This window comes from Streptomyces misionensis (assembly GCF_007896895.1).
GTDB classification, from domain to species: domain Bacteria; phylum Actinomycetota; class Actinomycetes; order Streptomycetales; family Streptomycetaceae; genus Streptomyces; species Streptomyces misionensis_A.
This window is the reverse complement of record NZ_VOGW01000113.1, coordinates 23,798-39,153: the sequence shown is the minus strand read 5'-3', so window position 1 is coordinate 39,153 and position 15,356 is coordinate 23,798. Positions and strand designations below refer to the sequence as shown.

The following is a 15,356-nucleotide window of genomic DNA, read 5'->3' as shown; positions in this document are numbered from 1 at the left end:
AAAGGGGTCCGTGCTGTTCGAACAGATGCCTCTCGAATTCCGCTACGGTGAGGGCCGTGCAATTGCATCATGGGATTGCACGGCCCCGCTGCATGCCAGCTCAAGGCGATTGGCGGCAACGCGGCACATAAATGGGATAATCGCAGCTTCAGGAGGTGTTCGCGTGGAGGGACATTCGAACGGAGTCCCCGCCGACTCAATCAAGGCGGCGTGGGTGAAGAGCAAGAAGAGTGCCGCGAACGGCCAGTGCGTCGAACTGGCGAAGCTCCCGGACGGTAGGGTGGCGGTCCGGAACTCTACGGACCCGAGCGGTCCGGCGCTGATCTTCAAGAAGACGGAGTTCGAGGCGTTCGTACACGGTGCGAGAGAGCGAGAGTTCGATCACCTGATCGACTGTTAGTCGGAAATTCATTCGAGGGGACGCGCGGGCTTCAGGCATGCCATTATGTGGCCATGCTCATCTCTGCTTGGAGGCCGCGTGTCCCCTTCGTCTAAGCGCCCCATCCCGCTTTTCGGAGGGGACCTGCCCGCCGAGGTCGTGCCAACGATGGCCGGTCTGCTGCTCGGGCGCCACCTTCGCGACCTGCGAGGCGAGGAAAAGCTCGGTGTCGTGGGTAAGGCGGTCAACGCGTCCGCCTCCAAGATCAGCCGCCTGGAGCGGGCTGATAGCCCGCCAGATCTCCGGGACATCCGCGACCTTGCCCTCCACTTCGGTGTGCCCGACCAAGAGCGGCTCATGCTAATGGCCTTGGCGCAGCGCGCCAGGGAGCCGGAATGGTTTGAGCGCAAGTTCTCCGACTGCGCGATGCACTGGATGAGGCGCCTCATCGGCCTGGAGGCGGAGTGCGCGGTGTTGATGACGTTCGAAGCGTTTATCGTACCGGGTCTGATCCAGACCGCGGAGTACTCCGAGCAGATCATTCATGACGGTTTGGAAGAGGGGGAGCGGACGCCGGAGGCGATCCGGCTGCGAACCGAACTCCGCAAGGAGCGCCAGGAGCGGTTTTTCGGTCAGGGGCTCCCGCCGATGGCCAATTTCTTGCTTGATGAGAGCATTCTGTACCGGCAGGTCGGCGATGACGCCGTCATGCGCGGCCAGATCCAGAAGCTCCTCGACCTCACCGGTGACCCAAGGATCTCCATCCGGATTGTCCCGCTCGCCGGCAAGGTGGTCTCCAACAACGCCTCCATGACCCACCTGACCTTCGACCAGTTCGGGCTGCCTCCGATGGTCTACGTGGAGGGCAACGACAGCGCCGACTACCACACGCAGGTGCGTGATGTGGAGCGTTTCGTGACACTTCTCCTGCGCCTGAGCAAGAATTCTGCGCTGAGCCGGGAAGCGACCGTGGAGCTGCTGAAGAAGACCCTCAAGCGATACTCCTAGGAGTTCGGCTGTGCTGGCCCTGGTGGCACCTCCGCAAGGCCGCCGTAGTCCATCCATTCGACGCTGCGATCGTGCTGGCGCAGCTCGGAGTCCGGCCTCCAGTCGGTGACGTCCACGATCCCGGGAGGATGAGGAATTAGGTTTTCGAAGAGACTGTCGACCTCCCATCTCTCCCGGACTCTCCCCCAGTTGTCACCTGTCTGCTTCCGCATGAGCTCGGTGACTTGGTCGCGGATCCTGCGATCGTCGCTGACCAGGTGGCAGATCACTACAAAACTACCGGGTTTGAGCTTCGCGACGACTCGGCGGATGATGCCCGCCGGGTCGTCGACGTCCTTGACGCAATGCAGGACCGAGATGAACAGGACTGCCGTCTTCTCATCGAAATTGATCAGCCTGCGCAGTTCCTCTCTCTCAAGGACGGCCTCCGGCTGCCTCATGTCCCCGTCGATGACGGCGGTGTAGGCATTCGAATCGAGGATCGAACGACCGTGTGCGAGGACGACCGGATCGTTGTCGACATACACGACCCGGGCATCGTGGTGGAAGTCCTGTGCTACCTGGTGAACGTTGTTCTGTGTTGGCAGGCCGGACCCGAAGTCGATGAATTGCTTGATCCCGTGCTCCTCGGCGAGCGTGCGGACGACACGTTCAAGGAACCAGCGGTTGTTGCGCGCCAATGCCTTGGTTGTGGGCGCATGTTGTAAGAGCTCCTGGCAGGCCAGACGGTCCGCCTCGTAATTGAAGTTCCCGTCCAACAGCCAATCGTACATCCTGGCTGCACTGGGAACGGACAGGTTGATAGGTCGGTTGTCAGCCAACGCGCATGCCTCTCCTGGTCGAGCCCCGATCGCTCCAGGGAATGAGCAGTCATCCTAGGAGGGCACGACAAGATCCACCACCGCTCTTTGAGGCGGTGGTGGCGTGAAGGGTGGCGCAGATGTGGCGCGGACGTGGCGTTCTCGGCGTAAACCGCCACTACTGACCGTAAATATTGACCTACGAACGGGGGACGACTTCCTCCAGGTGTTCGAGTACCTTCAGTGGGAGGCATCGCTCGGCTGACCGAAGGCCCGCAGCGGCGAAGTCGCGGTCGACCCCCATGACGTTGGCAGCAACGTCCAGCGGGAGTCTGAGTCCGTACTTCAGCAAGATGATGTCTGCGCCGTCGGGTGAGCAGATCTCGTAGAGGCGATCGACGTAGCTGTCACTCTGCGTGCATAATCCTGCTACGCGACACCGTAGTTGTCTCCATGCCTCCGTCGCGGTTCTGGGCTGGCGCAGAAGCTCCGCCCACCTAAAGCCGATCGCCTGGACGGCTGAGGCCACGGCCAGTTGGGACGGGGCATCCGCGTGAAGACGCGCCCGCGCATAGAGGAAATATGACTGTTCGTGCAGTTGTAGGAACGCTTCATAGAGCAGGCGGTTCCGGTGGCCTGGTGAAGCGTCGGCAACTTCCGCGGCTGCCGGGCGGGCGCACGTCCCGCCTCTGTGGGTGAACTGGTCCGCAAGAGCATGCGGATTCGTGTTTCGCACGACGGCCTCGAATCCCGGCTGTACTGGGCGGTGAACCTGGGCTGCGTCATGCCGGCGCAGCCCAGGCGCAGTGACCCCGGTCGGCTGTGAGAAGGCCGAGGGGTCAGTCGCAGCGGATTCGTAGGGTGATCTCCCAGGTGTGGCCGGACGGAGTGCAGTTGACGAGCCAGCGCACAGCCTCTGTCAGGGCACTCGGAGTGATGGCATATGCCAACGTGAACGCACTGTAAAGGATCAGGCCGGTGAGCACGTCACGCCCCGAGATCACCCCATGGGTGAAAGGGAAACTGATACCGTGCAATTGCTCAGAGGGCCACCAGCGCCCTCGGCGAACCAGGTTGGACATGCTGCACTTCCTTGTTCGACTTTTCGCACCCCAGGGGTCGGGGGCTTCCGGCCCCCGGGGTGGGCCCCGCGTTATGAGAGGCGACACAGACGCTAGCCGGAGCGATGCCCTCACCGGTCCGGAAGTCCAATCTGTGCAAAGTCAGATTGTCGGTGGCCGGGGCGCGGGGGCCTGGCGTGAAGCGTAGGGGAGCGTCTGATCGATTCAGCGTTCCTTGTTCGAATCCTGCTGACCGCCAGTCAGTTCAGCGCTGAACAACCCACCATTCAGGAGCTAGCTCGTACCTCTGCTTCAGCGGCGACGCGGAACGATTGGGCTGTAAAGCGGTTCAGACGGGAGCTTCGCCGCGTCGAATCCTGCCTTTCGCGACAGGAGCGCGCCCCCTCGGCGGTGGCCGGTTCCGTGGGCGAGGCTCTCGGAGAGGGCGGCCAGCAATGCGCGCGGGGTGTACGGGGACGCGGTGATGGTCCAGGTGGCTCGGTTGGGGTCGGGACCGGCCCAGACGATCCAGGTGGTGAGGTTCTGGTTCGCGTGCTGGGCGGCGAGAGCGTCGAACTGGATGCCCGCGTTGCCAGCGGGGGAGGTCCAGCGGATCCATGGCCCGTCCATGGTGTGCTTCCACCCGGCGTCGGTGAGAGGCTGGGTGGCGGTGGTGACGGTCTTCTCGCTCACCGGGCTGCCGAGGGTGGTGTTCCAGTCGTCGGGGTTGGCGAGGTGGTCGAGCAGCTCCTTCAGTACGGGGGCAGGGGTGGAGCTGGTCGCGGTGAGGACCCACATGCGGTCGGACACGGGGGTCTCGTAGGCGGCCACGGTCCACGCGGTCTCGCGGGCATCGGCTTCGTGGATGCGTTCGATGCGCAGGGTCTGGGATTCGTGGATGGCGTGGGTCGTCTCGTCGGACCATGTCCTCCACTTCTGCCAGTCGCGGTGTGCGTCGAGGAACGCGTCGAGGAGAGCGTCGTGGTCGCCGGCGTCGGCTGCGTACGCCGGGACGGTTTCCGGTTCGGGGCGTACGGGTTCGGCGTGTGCCGGGAGCGGCGTGCTGCGGGCTTCGGCGGCGGTGCGTTCCATGTCGGTCGCGGGGGCCGGGCCGGGGCGCATGGTGAGGCCGTGGAGCTTCTCGAAGGCGAGCAGGGCCTGGGCGGGCGAGCTGAACGTGCTGGCGACCTGCCGCAGGTGGTCCTCGCCGTGGAGATGGACACTCTCGCCGCTGCCGATGTAGGTGGCGACGGCGACGGTGGCGTGGCCGTCGTCGGCGTGGGCGTGGACGAGGAGCCGCCCGTCCCGGATGTCGTCGTGGATCTTCTGCGCCTCGTCGGAAACCTCGCGCATCTCGCTGCGGGTGAGCCAGGGCATCGGGTAACTGGCCCAGGTCCATTCCTCATATATGGCTTTTCGGAGCCGGGGGGTGATCTCGACGGTCACTCCGTCGGCCCCCAGGTGCTGGGCTGCCTCATTGGCCCAGTAGGGCTCCTCGTGGTCGATGCGGGCTAGCACGAGGACGTTCTTGTCCACAGGGGTCCAGCCGGCGGCTTCCAGGCCCGCGCGGGGGATGTGTGCATGGGAGCCGGTGACGGTCGCGGTCACGGCGCTGACATGGACGGGGTGGGCGTCGAAGCGAACGTGGGCGTCGATTGGGAAGGAGGTCATGGTGGGGTTGCTCTTTCTGCTGGTGGCCAGCCCGGGCGGCTCCGGCCACCGCGACGGTCGGGTCAGCGGGTGATGCGGCTGACAGGGGCTGCCGCAGTGCGCGGCGGGCCGGCGCGCGGGGCCACACCGGCGGTACGGGGCGAAGCTCTGTTGACCGGCTTGGTCGTGGTGGCCTGCTGCCAGCGGGCCCGGACGGCGGTCAGGTCGGCGAGGGCGCGGCGGCTGCCGACGACGAGCTGGCAGGGGGTGTTGGCCGCATCGTCGGTGAACGCCGCGATACGTCGCCCGACCTGCTGGGCCGTGGTGAGCGCGGACCGGTGCAGGATCCGCTCGCCCAAGTACGGTGCGCAGACATCGGTTTCGGCGAGGAAGCCGAGCAGGTCCCGCGGGTCGTCCGCATGGCTGAGGAGTCCGCGCTGCTGCGCTTCCCATACGAGGGTGACCCGGTCGATGGGAGCGCCTCGGCGTATCAGGGCGGTCAGGCACTGCCAGAGGCCGGCGTGGAGGGGGCGTGTGAAGTCGTCGGCGGCCAGCCAGTGCATCTGCTCGGCGTCGGCCGGGCGCGCGGCGCAGGTGGCGAGCAGCAGCCGTTCCTCCTGGGCGCCCTCTTCGCCGTCGCGCACCAGTGCCGGTGGCGGTGCGGGCGTGCGGGGCAGGGATCCGGAGTGCGGTGGGAAGGCGGCGGCGATGTCGTCCACCATGCTCGCGAGGGCGTCGGCCTCGGCGAAGGCGATTGGCACGGGGTGCGGGAGTGAGGCGTCCTGCGCGGTCTGGATCAGGTGCTGGGCGGCCCTGTGGAGGCGGCGCCGGGCATGTTCGCCTTCGATGATCCGCGCGTACGCCGCGATGTGCCGGGGGTTGGGGCATGCGCTGATCAGGGCGTGCAGGTGGGCGGCGGTTAGACCGCGGGCCTGCTCGCACGCCGAGGCGAGCACCGTGTCGAGCCATGCCGTGTGATCGGTGCGCTCGGCCGGCACCGGGCCGGAGCGGGCGCGGAGGGCGCCGAATGCCGCGGCCCAGTCGGTGTCGGCCGGAGGCGGGGCCGGGAGGGTACGGAGGGCGTTGAACACCGCGGTGTGCGCTGGTGTGGAGAACGCTTCCGGGCCGATCCCGCTGACGTCGGCGAGACGCTGCGGCTCGGCCAGGAGGCTGCCGAGCAGGGCCTGCTCGGCGTAGTACACCGGAGGGTGCGGCGGCCGGGCGGCCAGGCCGTCTTCGTCGGGGTCGGGGGTGTGGGGCATCAGGCGGCCAGGGTGAAGTCGTCGGGGTTGAAGGGGACGTTCAGGTGCGGGGCGAGGAGGTGGGCGGCGAGCCTCGGGGGGACGGCGTTGCCGATCTGGGAGAACTGCTGGCCCTTGTTGCCGGCCCAGGGATAGTCGGCGGGGAAGCTCTGGAGGATGCCCGCCTCGCGGGCGGTGATCCGGATCGGCTCCGGCACCGACTGGCTTTGAGAGGTGTCCTCGGCGCCGGCGGAGGGCTCGGCGACCCAGGTGCACTCGTTGGCACGGTGTCCGAAGAACAGCGTCCCCGCCGGTTCATCGGCACGCCGGACGGTGGCGTTGGCCTGGTTGTTGCTGCGCAACGACCACGCCCATGAACTGGCTTCGACGGGTGCCGCGTGGTCGACGGCCCGGTCCGACCGGCTGCCCTTCCGGACGGCCGGGCCGGGACGCTGGTGGCGGGAAGACAGGATGACGCCTCCGGGGTGGGGGGCCCAGGAACCGCGGTCGCGGGCGTCGGTGAGGGTTTTGCGGGAGCCGGAGGGGAAAGGCTCGGGGCCGCCTCCGGGCCCGCCGCCCGCGCACACGGTGGGCACCGGCCCGTCGGTCCGGCCCCACCCCAACGCCTGCGCCATCGACACCCACCGTGCGCGGCGGAGCCCGAACAGCGTGGTGTCTTCGGCGACTTGGGCGTGCGTGGGCGGCGGTGGTTCGGCGGTGCGCACGCGGGAGGCGAGGAGGATCGCGCGCTTGCGTGTCTGGGGGACGCCGTAGTCGGCCGAGTTGAGGATCCCGGTCCACACCGAGAATCCCCACCCTCGGAGGATGGCCGCGTACTGCTTCCACAGGGGCAGGACGTCGGGGACCTCCTCCATGGCGATCCACTCGGGCTCCCCGGCGGTGTGCAGGGCGTGGAGGTAGCGCATGGGCTCGGCGGCGAGGAGGGAGCGCGGGTCGGCGCACGCGGCCAGGAGCTGCTCGCGGGTGTCGCGGCCGGCGGCGAGGTCGGCGACGGCCTGGTGGACGAGGGGCTGGTCGACCAGGCCGAGGCGCTTGCCGGCCCTCGACCACGCCTGACAGGGCGGGGACGCGATCAGTCCGAGGACCCGCCCGGAGAAGATCCACGCCGGATAGCGGGCGACGTCCGTCTGGATCGTCAACTGCCCGGCGCGGGCTCGGGTGTTGCAGGCCCAGGTGTCCCACTCCAGCCCGACATCCCGCATGCCGAGGAGCGTAAGAGCGTGGCTCCAGCCCCCGGGGCCGGCAAATAGATCAAGGACGATCCGTCTCACGCGGCGAGCCCGACGTCGTCCTGCACCGCCTCGGCGTCCCCGCGGCAGGCCCACGGGGAGCAGCCGTCGACCACCCCCTCCTCCAGCTGCTCCAGCACCGCGGTGTGCTCGGCGGGGCCCTGCTGGAGGGCGGCCCACTCGGCGGCGGTGACGTGGTCGATCGGCGCCTGGTCGAGCGGCACCCGGGAGCGGTGCAGGAACGCCTGGCCGAGCAGCGGGTTGCCGCCGGCGTTCGCGCGGGCGTTGCCCGAGCGGATGGCGGCGTCGAAGGCGACGACGTCCTCCCACTCGGTGGGGGAGGTGTCACGGATGTGCCGCCACTGGGCGTTCCCGTGGAACGGGCAGCCCAGGCAGCTGGACTTGGGGGTGTCGGCGAAGCCGATCGAGGTCAGGTAGGCGATGCAGTCGTTCCTCGACCAGCCCATGTCGATCAGGGGGTGCCGGTTGCGCATGTAGCGGACGTCGGCGTCCTTGGCGCGGTGGAACTCGTCGGTGGAGATGCCCACCCACTGCTCGACGAAGACGTCCTTCGGGATGCGCCGGGGGTAGGGGTATCCGAGAAGCTCCCGGATTTGTCGCTTTATCGGCTTTATCTTGTATTCCCCGGTGCACTGGCGCCGGGTCATGCCCTGCTTCCCGTCCTCGTTGAGGATGTGGAGGGGCATGGAGGCGAAGCGGTGTGCCGGGTCGAGGGCGTCGGCGCGGATGTTGCCGGAGGAGACGCGCAGGACCGGTATCCCGGCGGGGGCGGCTATCTCCTTCTCCAGCCGGTCGAGGTGCTGGTAGACGGAGCGGGGCTCCCAGCCGGTGTCGGCGAAGAGGGCGTAATCGGCCTTGGGGAGATGGCCGTTGGCGGAGAGGGCGAGCATGGCGCTGGACTGGACGCCTGCACCGAGCGAGATGCAGGTGAGCGTGGGGGAGACGGGAATGAGGACTTCCTCGTGAGAACGGGAGTTGATCGAACTGGGGGCGTGGAACGGGCAGTGCTGTCAGCGGTGTGCACGGGTGCGTGCCGGCGTGGGGGCAGGGGCGACGGCGGGGCCGGCTGCGGGCGGCCCGATGAGCGTGCGGCAACTGATCACGGCGCTGACAAGGGTGATTCCGAGGGCCGTCAGGCGCACACGGTCGAACGGCTCACCCCCGTAGTACGGCGGGGGCGCGGACTGGGGCTCACGGCACACCAGGCGCCGCAGTTCCAGTTCGCGGAGTGTCTGGGGGGCGGCCTTCGTGGTGTGGACGCGGACGTACTGGATTTCCTCGAAGACGGTGACGCGGCCGAGGGCGACTTCGAACAGGAGGTCGTACTGCACCGAGTCGATCCCGTGGCTGGGGCTGCTGCTGCACGCGTGTCTGGGTAGCCCGTCGGCGATGTGGGTGGCGGAATTGATGACGGCCACGGGAGCCAGGCTGGTGAGTTCACGGGCCAGTTGGACGCGCTGTCCGAACCCGCGGCGGGGGTCGGGGAGCGGGCGCTCCGCGTCGGCGTCGGGCAGGAAGGGGAGCGCGGTGGTGAGGTAGCGCGCGGCCCCGCTGGTCAGGTGGGCGACCTGCTTGAGCCGGACGACAGCGTTGGACACCGGCTCGACTGTGGGCATGCGATGTTTGCGGACCGTCTTGATGCAGGCGTACGTCGCGCGTTCCAGATGGCGGGCGGAGGCCGCGTAGGCGTCCGGGCCGAGGTCGGCGTGCCCGTGAAGCCGGGCATGCGCTCGGGATCGGCGACACGGCGCTGACGGCGTGGTCGATCGCGAAATGGCCGGTCCTCATCCTGCTGGTCACGGTGATGATCCCGCTCCCGTCCTGGGCGCGCCCCAACGCCCAGGTCGGAGGGCTCCGCCGGCTGACTCCCGGCGGCTTCCTCGCCCTGGTGCTCCGCCTGGCCGCCCCCGCCGTCCGGCCTCCCCGCCTACGGTGACGGCGCCGCCGGCGCGGGCGGCGGCGCCTGGGGGGCGTCGTACCAGCAGCCCGCCCCCAAGCCGCGCGGACGCGGCGGCCTGGTCGCGGCGGTCCTGGTGGCCGCGCTGGTCGCGGGCGGCCTGGGCGGCGGTCTCGGCTACACGCTGGCCAAGGACCACGACAACGGCGGTTCCACCACCGTCTCCGCCTCCGACAACGGCGCCGCGCAGATCAAGCGCGCGCCCGGCACCATCGCCAACGTGGCCGCCAAGGCGCTGCCCAGCACGGTCACCATCGAGGCCGAGGGCACCAACGGCGACGGCGGCACCGGCACGGGCTTCGTCTTCGACAAGCAGGGCCACATCATCACCAACAACCACGTGGTGGCGGACGCCCTCGACGGCGGCAAGCTGACCGCGACGTTCCCGGACGGCCGGAAGTACGACGCCGAGGTCGTCGGGCACGCCCAGGGCTACGACGTGGCGGTCGTCAAGCTCAAGAACCCGCCGTCCGACCTCAAGCCCCTGGTCCTCGGCGACTCCGACAAGGTGGCCGTCGGCGACGAGACCATCGCCATCGGCGCCCCCTTCGGCCTGTCCAACACGGTGACCACCGGCATCATCAGCGCCAAGAACCGCCCGGTGGCCTCCAGCGACGGCAGCTCCACGAGCAAGGCGTCGTACATGAGCGCGCTCCAGACCGACGCGTCCATCAACCCGGGCAACTCCGGCGGCCCGCTGCTGGACGCGTCCGGCGCGGTCATCGGCATCAACTCGGCGATCCAGTCCACCGGCAGCAGCGGCGGCTTCGGCTCCGGCGGCCAGTCCGGCTCGATCGGCCTCGGCTTCGCCATCCCGATCAACCAGGCCAAGTACGTCGCCCAGCAGCTGATCAAGACCGGCAAGCCGGTGTACGCCAAGATCGGCGCGTCCGTCTCCCTGGAGGACTCCTCGGACGGTGCCAAGATCACCGACCAGGGCACGGGCGGCGCCGCGCCGGTCGAGGCGGGCGGCCCCGCCGACAAGGCGGGCCTGAAGCCCGGGGACGTCATCACCAAGCTCGACGACTCGGTGATCGACAGCGGCCCCACCCTGATCGGCGAGATCTGGACGCACCAGCCCGGCGACAAGGTGACGGTCACCTACAAGCGCGGCGGCGAGGAGCACACGGCCGAGCTGACCCTGGGCGCCCGGGTCGGCGACAGCTGATCCCGCGCCCGGCTCGGGCCCGACGCCCCGGGGCCGGTGCGCCGCCTCGCTCCGCCCCTCGACGGGCGGGCGCGGGAAGGCGTGCCGGCCCTCGGCATGTGGCCGTACGGCCGGGAACGGTCCGGGCGCCGGGGCCGCTCGCGCCGGTCCGGGTGCCGGCGCCTACGCGGCCGTGGTGCCCGCGAGCCAGGCCCGGGTGCTCCGCTGGTGGAGCAGGACGAGTATCGCCACGCCGACGAGCGCGCCGATGACGGCCCCCGGCGCCCCGTTCAGCAGGTTGACCAGCACACCGGCGACCCACAGGGCCGTGGTCACGGTGAGCGTGACGCGCAGCACCGCGCGGCCCGGCCGCAGGAAGAAGACGTGGACGGCGGTGGCGAGGACGGGCAGGAGCGTCAGCACCTCGACGTAGACCGGCAGGTCGTAGTTCCCCACGGCGATGCCCACGACGGCGATCGCCGCGATGACCAGACTGACCCAGAGCAGGACGCGCAGCGCCTTCACGGCGCCCGACGGGTCCGGGATCCGGTCGGCGGCGGGCTCGGACTCCAGGGCGGTGCCGACGATGGCGCGCGGGTCGCCGAGCTCCGCCAGAACGGCCTGCTCCTGGCCGGGGCGTTCGGCGAGTGCGACATGGATGTGCTCGGCGAGGTCGGCCAGGAGTTCGCCCCTCCGGTCAGCGGGGAGCACCGCCGCCTCGCGCTCGACGGACCGCAGGAAGGACTCGATGGCGGTGGACTGGGCGAATTCGCTCTTCATGGGTTCCGTCCGGAGTCGGTGGATGGTGGGGGATCGGACCGGAGGATTCCGTCCACGGCGTCGCGGAACGCGGGCCAGATGCGACTGAACTCCTCCAGCGCGGCGAGGCCGGACTCGGTCAGCCGGTAGTAGCGGCGTGGGGGGCCGGAGGCGGACTCGCGCCAGGTGGTGGCGACCAGATCGTCCCGGCGCAGCCGGGACAACAGGGGATAGATGGTGCCCTGACCGGCCGCGAGCGCTCCGCTTGCGGCCAGGGTCTGCACCAGCTCCACTCCGTAGCGGGGCTCGTCCCGCATCAGTGCGAGCACGCAGTACTCCAGCACGCCCTTCCGCAGTTGGCTCTCGGCCTTGCCGGGAACGCGGTCTCTTGCGCCACCCTGTTCCATGCGATGCATGGTACCGATCATGTGCCTTGCTTCGCAAGGTAGCTGGTCCACCCGGCTACCCCGTGCCGTCGCCGGGGCCGGGAGCGTGACCGGTGAAGCGGGGGCGGACCGCATACCCGTCCGGCGCCTGATCCCGGTACGCTGTACCCCGCTCCGCCCCAGGTGGGCGGCGCGGGGAGGTGTGCCCGAGCGGCCTAAGGGAACGGTCTTGAAAACCGTCGTGGCAGCGATGTCACCGTGGGTTCAAATCCCACCGCCTCCGCAGGTCAAAGACATGCTGGTCAGACTGGGTGCCCCTCGATCAGGGGCGCCCCTTCTGCATGAGGCCTGTCTCATCTTGATCCGCGTCTGTGGCGTCGTGGATCACTGCGTATGGACCAGTGGTGGACCAAGGTCCGGCTGAACGGCGCCGCGTACCTGCTGGTCAGCAGTCTTGTGCGGTCCGGAGCCTGGACCATGTCCAGGACAGTACAAAGACGTCACCCCCTCACCGTCGTGGGGTGAAGATGGCGCTTTGAGGTTTTTTGCTTGGAACGAGGCAGGACTCGGCAATGAAGCGTCAAGCAGGGTGAAGCGGCCGTGGCGCGGGGCCAGTCATCGTCACTCGGAGATCTCTGACCACACGGTTGCCTGCGCCATTACTCCCGTGCTGAAGCTGTCGCTCGTTGATGTGATGGTCAGGACAGCGGTGCGCCCGGCTTCCGTCTTGAGACAGACCACTGTGCCCTTCTGAACCTCAACCATCCAAACGCCCTGGGTAGCGATCAGGTCGGAACACTCCTGCCGGGTCGGCATTTTCCGCTCCGGCCATACCGCGAGGTTGACCTTTGAGTCGGAGCGCGTGGAGATCCTGGGCGGGTCGATGAGCCCCAGGCTGACGTCGTACCAAAGGTTGTCCCTTTTCGGCGGGTTGTAGTCCAGTTGTGGCCCCGACTCGGCGATGCGGACAGGTCCTGTGTACAGGATGTCCTTTGAGGTGTCGGGCAACGATGCCGAGGGCGCCGGGGCATCCTCCGAGGGCGAGGCGCTGCTCTGCTCGTCCGAGGGTGGGGCGCTGTTCTGCTCCTCCCCGGCCGCTGACCCGGACGTCGGCGAGGAAGCGGCTTTGGCAGGAGCGTTGCTGTCAGATGACGACGACATAGTGACGAGCGCCGGTACCGCAATGGCCAAGGCAGGTATCAGGATGCCAATCACCCACCACGCCCACTTCGGCTGCCGAGGCTCCGATTGTGGCTCATGGGACGGCTCCGGCGGAGTGGTGCTGCCGTGAACGTCGTTGTCGGCACTCAACTGGGATTCCCATCCGTTGCAGACCTGCCAACTGAACGGACTCGCACTCTACAAACACCTAGCGTTGCCCGCCACATTGCCAACCACCTCAACACGGAGAACCAAGTGGTTGCATGGGTACTGCGCCGTCTAGCGCGGACTGGTCGGGTGGCTGGGCCTCGCTTGGTCATCGGCGGCCTGGTCCTGCTGCTCGGACTGTTCGGGTCGCTTCCTGCTGTGACGGGTGCTCGTTCGGCGAGCCCGCCGCCGTGGCTGACTTTCGGTGGTGCAGGTCAGAACTGGGATGCGGCCGACCGAGCTGCAACAGTGACCCTCTCTAACTTCACGTGGTGGCAAGGGGGTTGCAGCCGCACCCGCGTTCGGGCACGCCGACCACCCCGGTACCATCGGCACCGGGGTCCTGACCAGGGATTCCCCGACCGGACCACCCCTGATCGCTGTCCAGGCTGAGGGGTGGTCCGGTCTCTTTGATGGGCGCCGCCGATCGCGGCACGGGCGGCGAGCGGCGGGCGCCAGGGAAGCCGTACGCCCTCTCGGGGAGCGAGGGCGGCACGGCGGGCTTACTGCGGCAGGAGCTCGATCTCGATGGCGAGGGCGCCGAGCGCTTCCTTCTCCGCCGGGTAGATCTCGCGGATGTCGGCGAGCTGCTGCTCGCGAGATGAGGCCGGGTTGACGTTTGCCGGACCCTCCCCGTCGAGCAGCTCCTCGAACGTCTTGTACTCCGTGACCCGCTTCACCAGGACGGCACAGCTCTCGTCCGTGCCCTTGATGCGAAAGCGGATGACGTCTCCGGCGGCCAGGTCTTCGAGGTGGCGATACTTCACCCGCACCTCGATCGTCTTCTGACCAGCGGCGACTAGGTCGAAGTACCGGCGGTAGAGGTTCAGTTCGTGGACGCGCGGGGCGGCAGTTTCCGTCATCGGGCGGGAACGCTCCTAGCAGTTGCGGTGGCCATGAGCCGGTTCGCCGGCCGAGTACGAGCGGAAGAAGTGGCGGGGGTCGGCGAGTAACACGTCCGTCAGACCGAGCAAGCGGTCGACGTACTCACCCAACGAGCCGGGCCACTCTCGGGTGTCGAGCATCCACGGGGCCGCACCGTCCGGCAAGGGCATAGCTGAGGCGCCGGCAGTCCAGCAGGCGGCTAGGCATCGTGCTCCATCCCGTCGAGGCTTCTACCCTTGACGGTACCGAGGCCGCCTGGGGCGTGTGCAGTGATACAGGTCAGGTGGACCACCAGATGATGGCCAACGCAGCGTCGGTCATGGGCTTTTGTAGTTGCGATGGTCCGTGGTCCGTGGGCGCCCCTGCGCCCGTACGGAAGACGTCGGCGTGATCTTGACATGGGCCCAGGGCCATGCATCGACTTGCCTGGATGGTTAAGGGGGATCAATGGGTGATGTCCGGGGGGTTCCGTGGCGCGATGCCGCCCGTAAGACGGGGTTCTGCTGGGTGCTGTGCGCGGCCGTAGCCGCTCTTCTCAGCCCCTTCCGCGATCTGGAAGGTGGCCTGCCCGTTGCCGCGCCTGTTGTGATGGTTCTGACCCGGTGGTTTTGGGAACGGCATCGCTACTGGGGCGCAGGCATCGTCGCGGCTCTCGCAGGCAGCCTCGTTGTCGGCATCCTCGTCGATCTGACCTGGCCGCACCTCGGGAAGCTGTATGCCGACGCACTCGCCACCGCCGTCGGCGCGGCGGTGTCCATCGTTACCTTTACCGCGGTTTCCCGGCTGACAGCACCGCCATCCGGATCTGAGGCGCGACACAATCCGCACTGAGGCCACCTTGGGATCCCGTCTGGAACTTCCAGGCGATTGCTGCGACCCCTCACGGTGGGGGTGACCCCGTTTCAGTGCCGCCACGTCACCTTGGGTCTGGTGACGTTGGCGCTCCGTTTTCGGCTCGGGCCGGAGCTGAAGGCCGTAGTGGCCCGGGGTGGTCGGCGATGGGTGGCTGCTGCGGACAGGCGATCAGAGCCAGTGGACCCCGTGTGGACCACGGATCTCGCATGGAGCCGGAAGCCGAGAGGCTGTAGCCGCTCCGCCCCAGGTGGGCGGCGCGGGGAGGTGTGCCCGAGCGGCCTAAGGGAACGGTCTTGAAAACCGTCGTGGCAGCGATGTCACCGTGGGTTCAAATCCCACCGCCTCCGCACGGACCATTGACGCGCAGGTCACAAGGGGTGTCGCTCGGCGAGGGGCGCCCCTTTGGCGTGGTGGCCGGTCGCCCTGGCCGCCGAGGCGATGGTCGCGCGGGCCTCGTGTTCCGGCAGGCCGGTGCGGCGGGCGGCCTCGATGAGGGGGGCGGCGAGGTCGGGGCCGATGCCGTTCTCGCAGGCGCGGCAGGCGGCCCAGAACAGCCGGGTGTTGCGCTGGCCCTCGGGTGCGGTCAGGA

The 15,356-nt window shown here is 68.5% G+C and carries 16 protein-coding genes, 2 tRNA genes and 2 pseudogenes; 7 read left to right on the top strand and 13 right to left on the bottom strand.

From position 1 onward, the window contains the following. The first annotated feature begins 214 nt into the window (after positions 1–214). Together FRZ03_RS40405 and FRZ03_RS19930 are read left to right on the top strand one after the other, a co-directional pair. Positions 215–400: a DUF397 domain-containing protein gene (locus FRZ03_RS40405; RefSeq protein ID WP_398660724.1), complete on the top strand. Its 186-nt coding sequence runs from the start codon at positions 215–217 to the stop codon at positions 398–400. A 147-nt stretch (positions 401–547) separates the two neighbouring features. After that, complete coding sequence (locus FRZ03_RS19930; protein ID WP_186785514.1) at positions 548–1,387, top strand: helix-turn-helix domain-containing protein; 840 nt, start codon at positions 548–550, stop codon at positions 1,385–1,387. On the opposite strand, the gene FRZ03_RS19925 is transcribed toward FRZ03_RS19930, so the two are convergent. From FRZ03_RS19925 to FRZ03_RS19895, 7 genes are all read right to left on the bottom strand, one after another. Next, positions 1,384–2,208: an SAM-dependent methyltransferase gene (locus FRZ03_RS19925; RefSeq protein ID WP_146466515.1), complete on the bottom strand. Its 825-nt coding sequence runs from the start codon at positions 2,206–2,208 to the stop codon at positions 1,384–1,386. The two genes, FRZ03_RS19930 and FRZ03_RS19925, sit on opposite strands and share 4 nt — an antisense overlap. Positions 2,209–3,026: 818 nt before the next feature. Continuing rightward, complete coding sequence (locus tag FRZ03_RS19920) at positions 3,027–3,269, bottom strand: hypothetical protein (RefSeq protein ID WP_146466514.1); 243 nt, start codon at positions 3,267–3,269, stop codon at positions 3,027–3,029. 291 nt (positions 3,270–3,560) lie between these two features. Beyond that, positions 3,561–4,919 carry an SPDY domain-containing protein gene (locus tag FRZ03_RS19915; RefSeq protein WP_146466513.1) on the bottom strand — a complete coding sequence of 453 codons (1,359 nt, stop codon included), beginning with the start codon at positions 4,917–4,919 and terminating at the stop codon, positions 3,561–3,563. Between the two features lie 62 nt (positions 4,920–4,981). Further along, positions 4,982–6,160 (bottom strand): DnaB-like helicase N-terminal domain-containing protein, encoded by a 1,179-nt coding sequence (locus tag FRZ03_RS19910; RefSeq protein WP_146466512.1) that lies wholly within the window; start codon positions 6,158–6,160, stop codon positions 4,982–4,984. Continuing rightward, positions 6,160–7,422 (bottom strand): DNA cytosine methyltransferase, encoded by a 1,263-nt coding sequence (locus tag FRZ03_RS19905; RefSeq protein WP_146466543.1) that lies wholly within the window; start codon positions 7,420–7,422, stop codon positions 6,160–6,162. The genes FRZ03_RS19910 and FRZ03_RS19905 overlap by 1 nt, the downstream gene beginning before the upstream one ends. A gap of 5 nt (positions 7,423–7,427) precedes the next feature. Then, positions 7,428–8,300, bottom strand: coding sequence for an adenine nucleotide alpha hydrolase family protein (locus FRZ03_RS19900; protein ID WP_146466511.1), 873 nt, complete (start codon positions 8,298–8,300; stop codon positions 7,428–7,430). Positions 8,301–8,420: 120 nt separating this feature from the next. After that, positions 8,421–9,008: a hypothetical protein gene (locus tag FRZ03_RS19895; protein ID WP_146466510.1), complete on the bottom strand. Its 588-nt coding sequence runs from the start codon at positions 9,006–9,008 to the stop codon at positions 8,421–8,423. Positions 9,009–9,109: 101 nt separating this feature from the next. Here FRZ03_RS19895 and FRZ03_RS40400 point away from each other — a divergent pair. Both FRZ03_RS40400 and FRZ03_RS19885 read left to right on the top strand, forming a co-directional pair. After that, positions 9,110–9,322, top strand: a pseudogene (locus tag FRZ03_RS40400) (ribonuclease BN); the annotation flags it as partial. Further along, positions 9,306–10,535: pseudogene (locus FRZ03_RS19885) on the top strand (S1C family serine protease); the annotation flags it as partial. The pseudogenes FRZ03_RS40400 and FRZ03_RS19885, both read left to right, overlap by 17 nt. 162 nt (positions 10,536–10,697) lie before the next feature. Here the strand turns inward: FRZ03_RS19885 and FRZ03_RS19880 are convergent. Together FRZ03_RS19880 and FRZ03_RS19875 are read right to left on the bottom strand one after the other, a co-directional pair. Beyond that, on the bottom strand, positions 10,698–11,294 hold the full coding sequence (locus tag FRZ03_RS19880) for an HAAS signaling domain-containing protein (RefSeq protein ID WP_146466509.1): 597 nt from the start codon (positions 11,292–11,294) through the stop codon (positions 10,698–10,700). Then, entirely contained in the window at positions 11,291–11,680 is a 390-nt protein-coding gene (locus tag FRZ03_RS19875; RefSeq protein ID WP_146466508.1) for a PadR family transcriptional regulator, read from the bottom strand. Before FRZ03_RS19875 ends, FRZ03_RS19880 begins: the two co-directional genes overlap by 4 nt. A gap of 175 nt (positions 11,681–11,855) precedes the next feature. Here FRZ03_RS19875 and FRZ03_RS19870 point away from each other — a divergent pair. Then, positions 11,856–11,942, top strand: a tRNA-Ser gene (locus FRZ03_RS19870). Between the two features lie 338 nt (positions 11,943–12,280). Here FRZ03_RS19870 and FRZ03_RS19865 read toward each other — a convergent pair. The 3 genes from FRZ03_RS19865 to FRZ03_RS19855 all read right to left on the bottom strand — a co-directional run bounded on the left by FRZ03_RS19865 (position 12,281) and on the right by FRZ03_RS19855 (position 14,052). Continuing rightward, complete coding sequence (locus FRZ03_RS19865) at positions 12,281–12,970, bottom strand: hypothetical protein (protein WP_146466507.1); 690 nt, start codon at positions 12,968–12,970, stop codon at positions 12,281–12,283. A 560-nt stretch (positions 12,971–13,530) separates the two neighbouring features. Next, positions 13,531–13,890 carry an ASCH domain-containing protein gene (locus tag FRZ03_RS19860; RefSeq protein WP_146466506.1) on the bottom strand — a complete coding sequence of 120 codons (360 nt, stop codon included), beginning with the start codon at positions 13,888–13,890 and terminating at the stop codon, positions 13,531–13,533. Positions 13,891–13,905: 15 nt separating this feature from the next. Further along, on the bottom strand, positions 13,906–14,052 hold the full coding sequence (locus tag FRZ03_RS19855) for a hypothetical protein (protein WP_315902653.1): 147 nt from the start codon (positions 14,050–14,052) through the stop codon (positions 13,906–13,908). A 307-nt stretch (positions 14,053–14,359) separates the two neighbouring features. Between FRZ03_RS19855 and FRZ03_RS19850 the strand changes: the two genes are divergently transcribed. Together FRZ03_RS19850 and FRZ03_RS19845 are read left to right on the top strand one after the other, a co-directional pair. Next, entirely contained in the window at positions 14,360–14,743 is a 384-nt protein-coding gene (locus tag FRZ03_RS19850) for a hypothetical protein (protein WP_146466505.1), read from the top strand. A gap of 284 nt (positions 14,744–15,027) precedes the next feature. Then, positions 15,028–15,114 (top strand) — tRNA-Ser (locus FRZ03_RS19845). Positions 15,115–15,135: 21 nt separating this feature from the next. Here the strand turns inward: FRZ03_RS19845 and FRZ03_RS19840 are convergent. Further along, positions 15,136–15,356 (bottom strand): primase C-terminal domain-containing protein (locus FRZ03_RS19840; RefSeq protein WP_186785512.1); only part of this gene is annotated, 221 nt, incomplete at its 5' end.

Coding starts and splice junctions, on each gene's coding strand:
- FRZ03_RS19930 (WP_186785514.1), top strand. CDS start 548: ATGGCCGGTCTGCTGCTCGGGCGCCACCTTCGCGACCTGCGAGGCGAG.
- FRZ03_RS19920 (WP_146466514.1), bottom strand. CDS start 3,269: ATGTCCAACCTGGTTCGCCGAGGGCGCTGGTGGCCCTCTGAGCAATTG.
- FRZ03_RS19915 (WP_146466513.1), bottom strand. CDS start 4,919: ATGACCTCCTTCCCAATCGACGCCCACGTTCGCTTCGACGCCCACCCC.
- FRZ03_RS19910 (WP_146466512.1), bottom strand. CDS start 6,160: ATGCCCCACACCCCCGACCCCGACGAAGACGGCCTGGCCGCCCGGCCG.
- FRZ03_RS19900 (WP_146466511.1), bottom strand. CDS start 8,300: ATGCTCGCCCTCTCCGCCAACGGCCATCTCCCCAAGGCCGATTACGCC.
- FRZ03_RS19880 (WP_146466509.1), bottom strand. CDS start 11,294: ATGAAGAGCGAATTCGCCCAGTCCACCGCCATCGAGTCCTTCCTGCGG.
- FRZ03_RS19875 (WP_146466508.1), bottom strand. CDS start 11,680: ATGGAACAGGGTGGCGCAAGAGACCGCGTTCCCGGCAAGGCCGAGAGC.
- FRZ03_RS19860 (WP_146466506.1), bottom strand. CDS start 13,890: ATGACGGAAACTGCCGCCCCGCGCGTCCACGAACTGAACCTCTACCGC.
- FRZ03_RS19855 (WP_315902653.1), bottom strand. CDS start 14,052: ATGCTCGACACCCGAGAGTGGCCCGGCTCGTTGGGTGAGTACGTCGAC.
- FRZ03_RS19850 (WP_146466505.1), top strand. CDS start 14,360: ATGGGTGATGTCCGGGGGGTTCCGTGGCGCGATGCCGCCCGTAAGACG.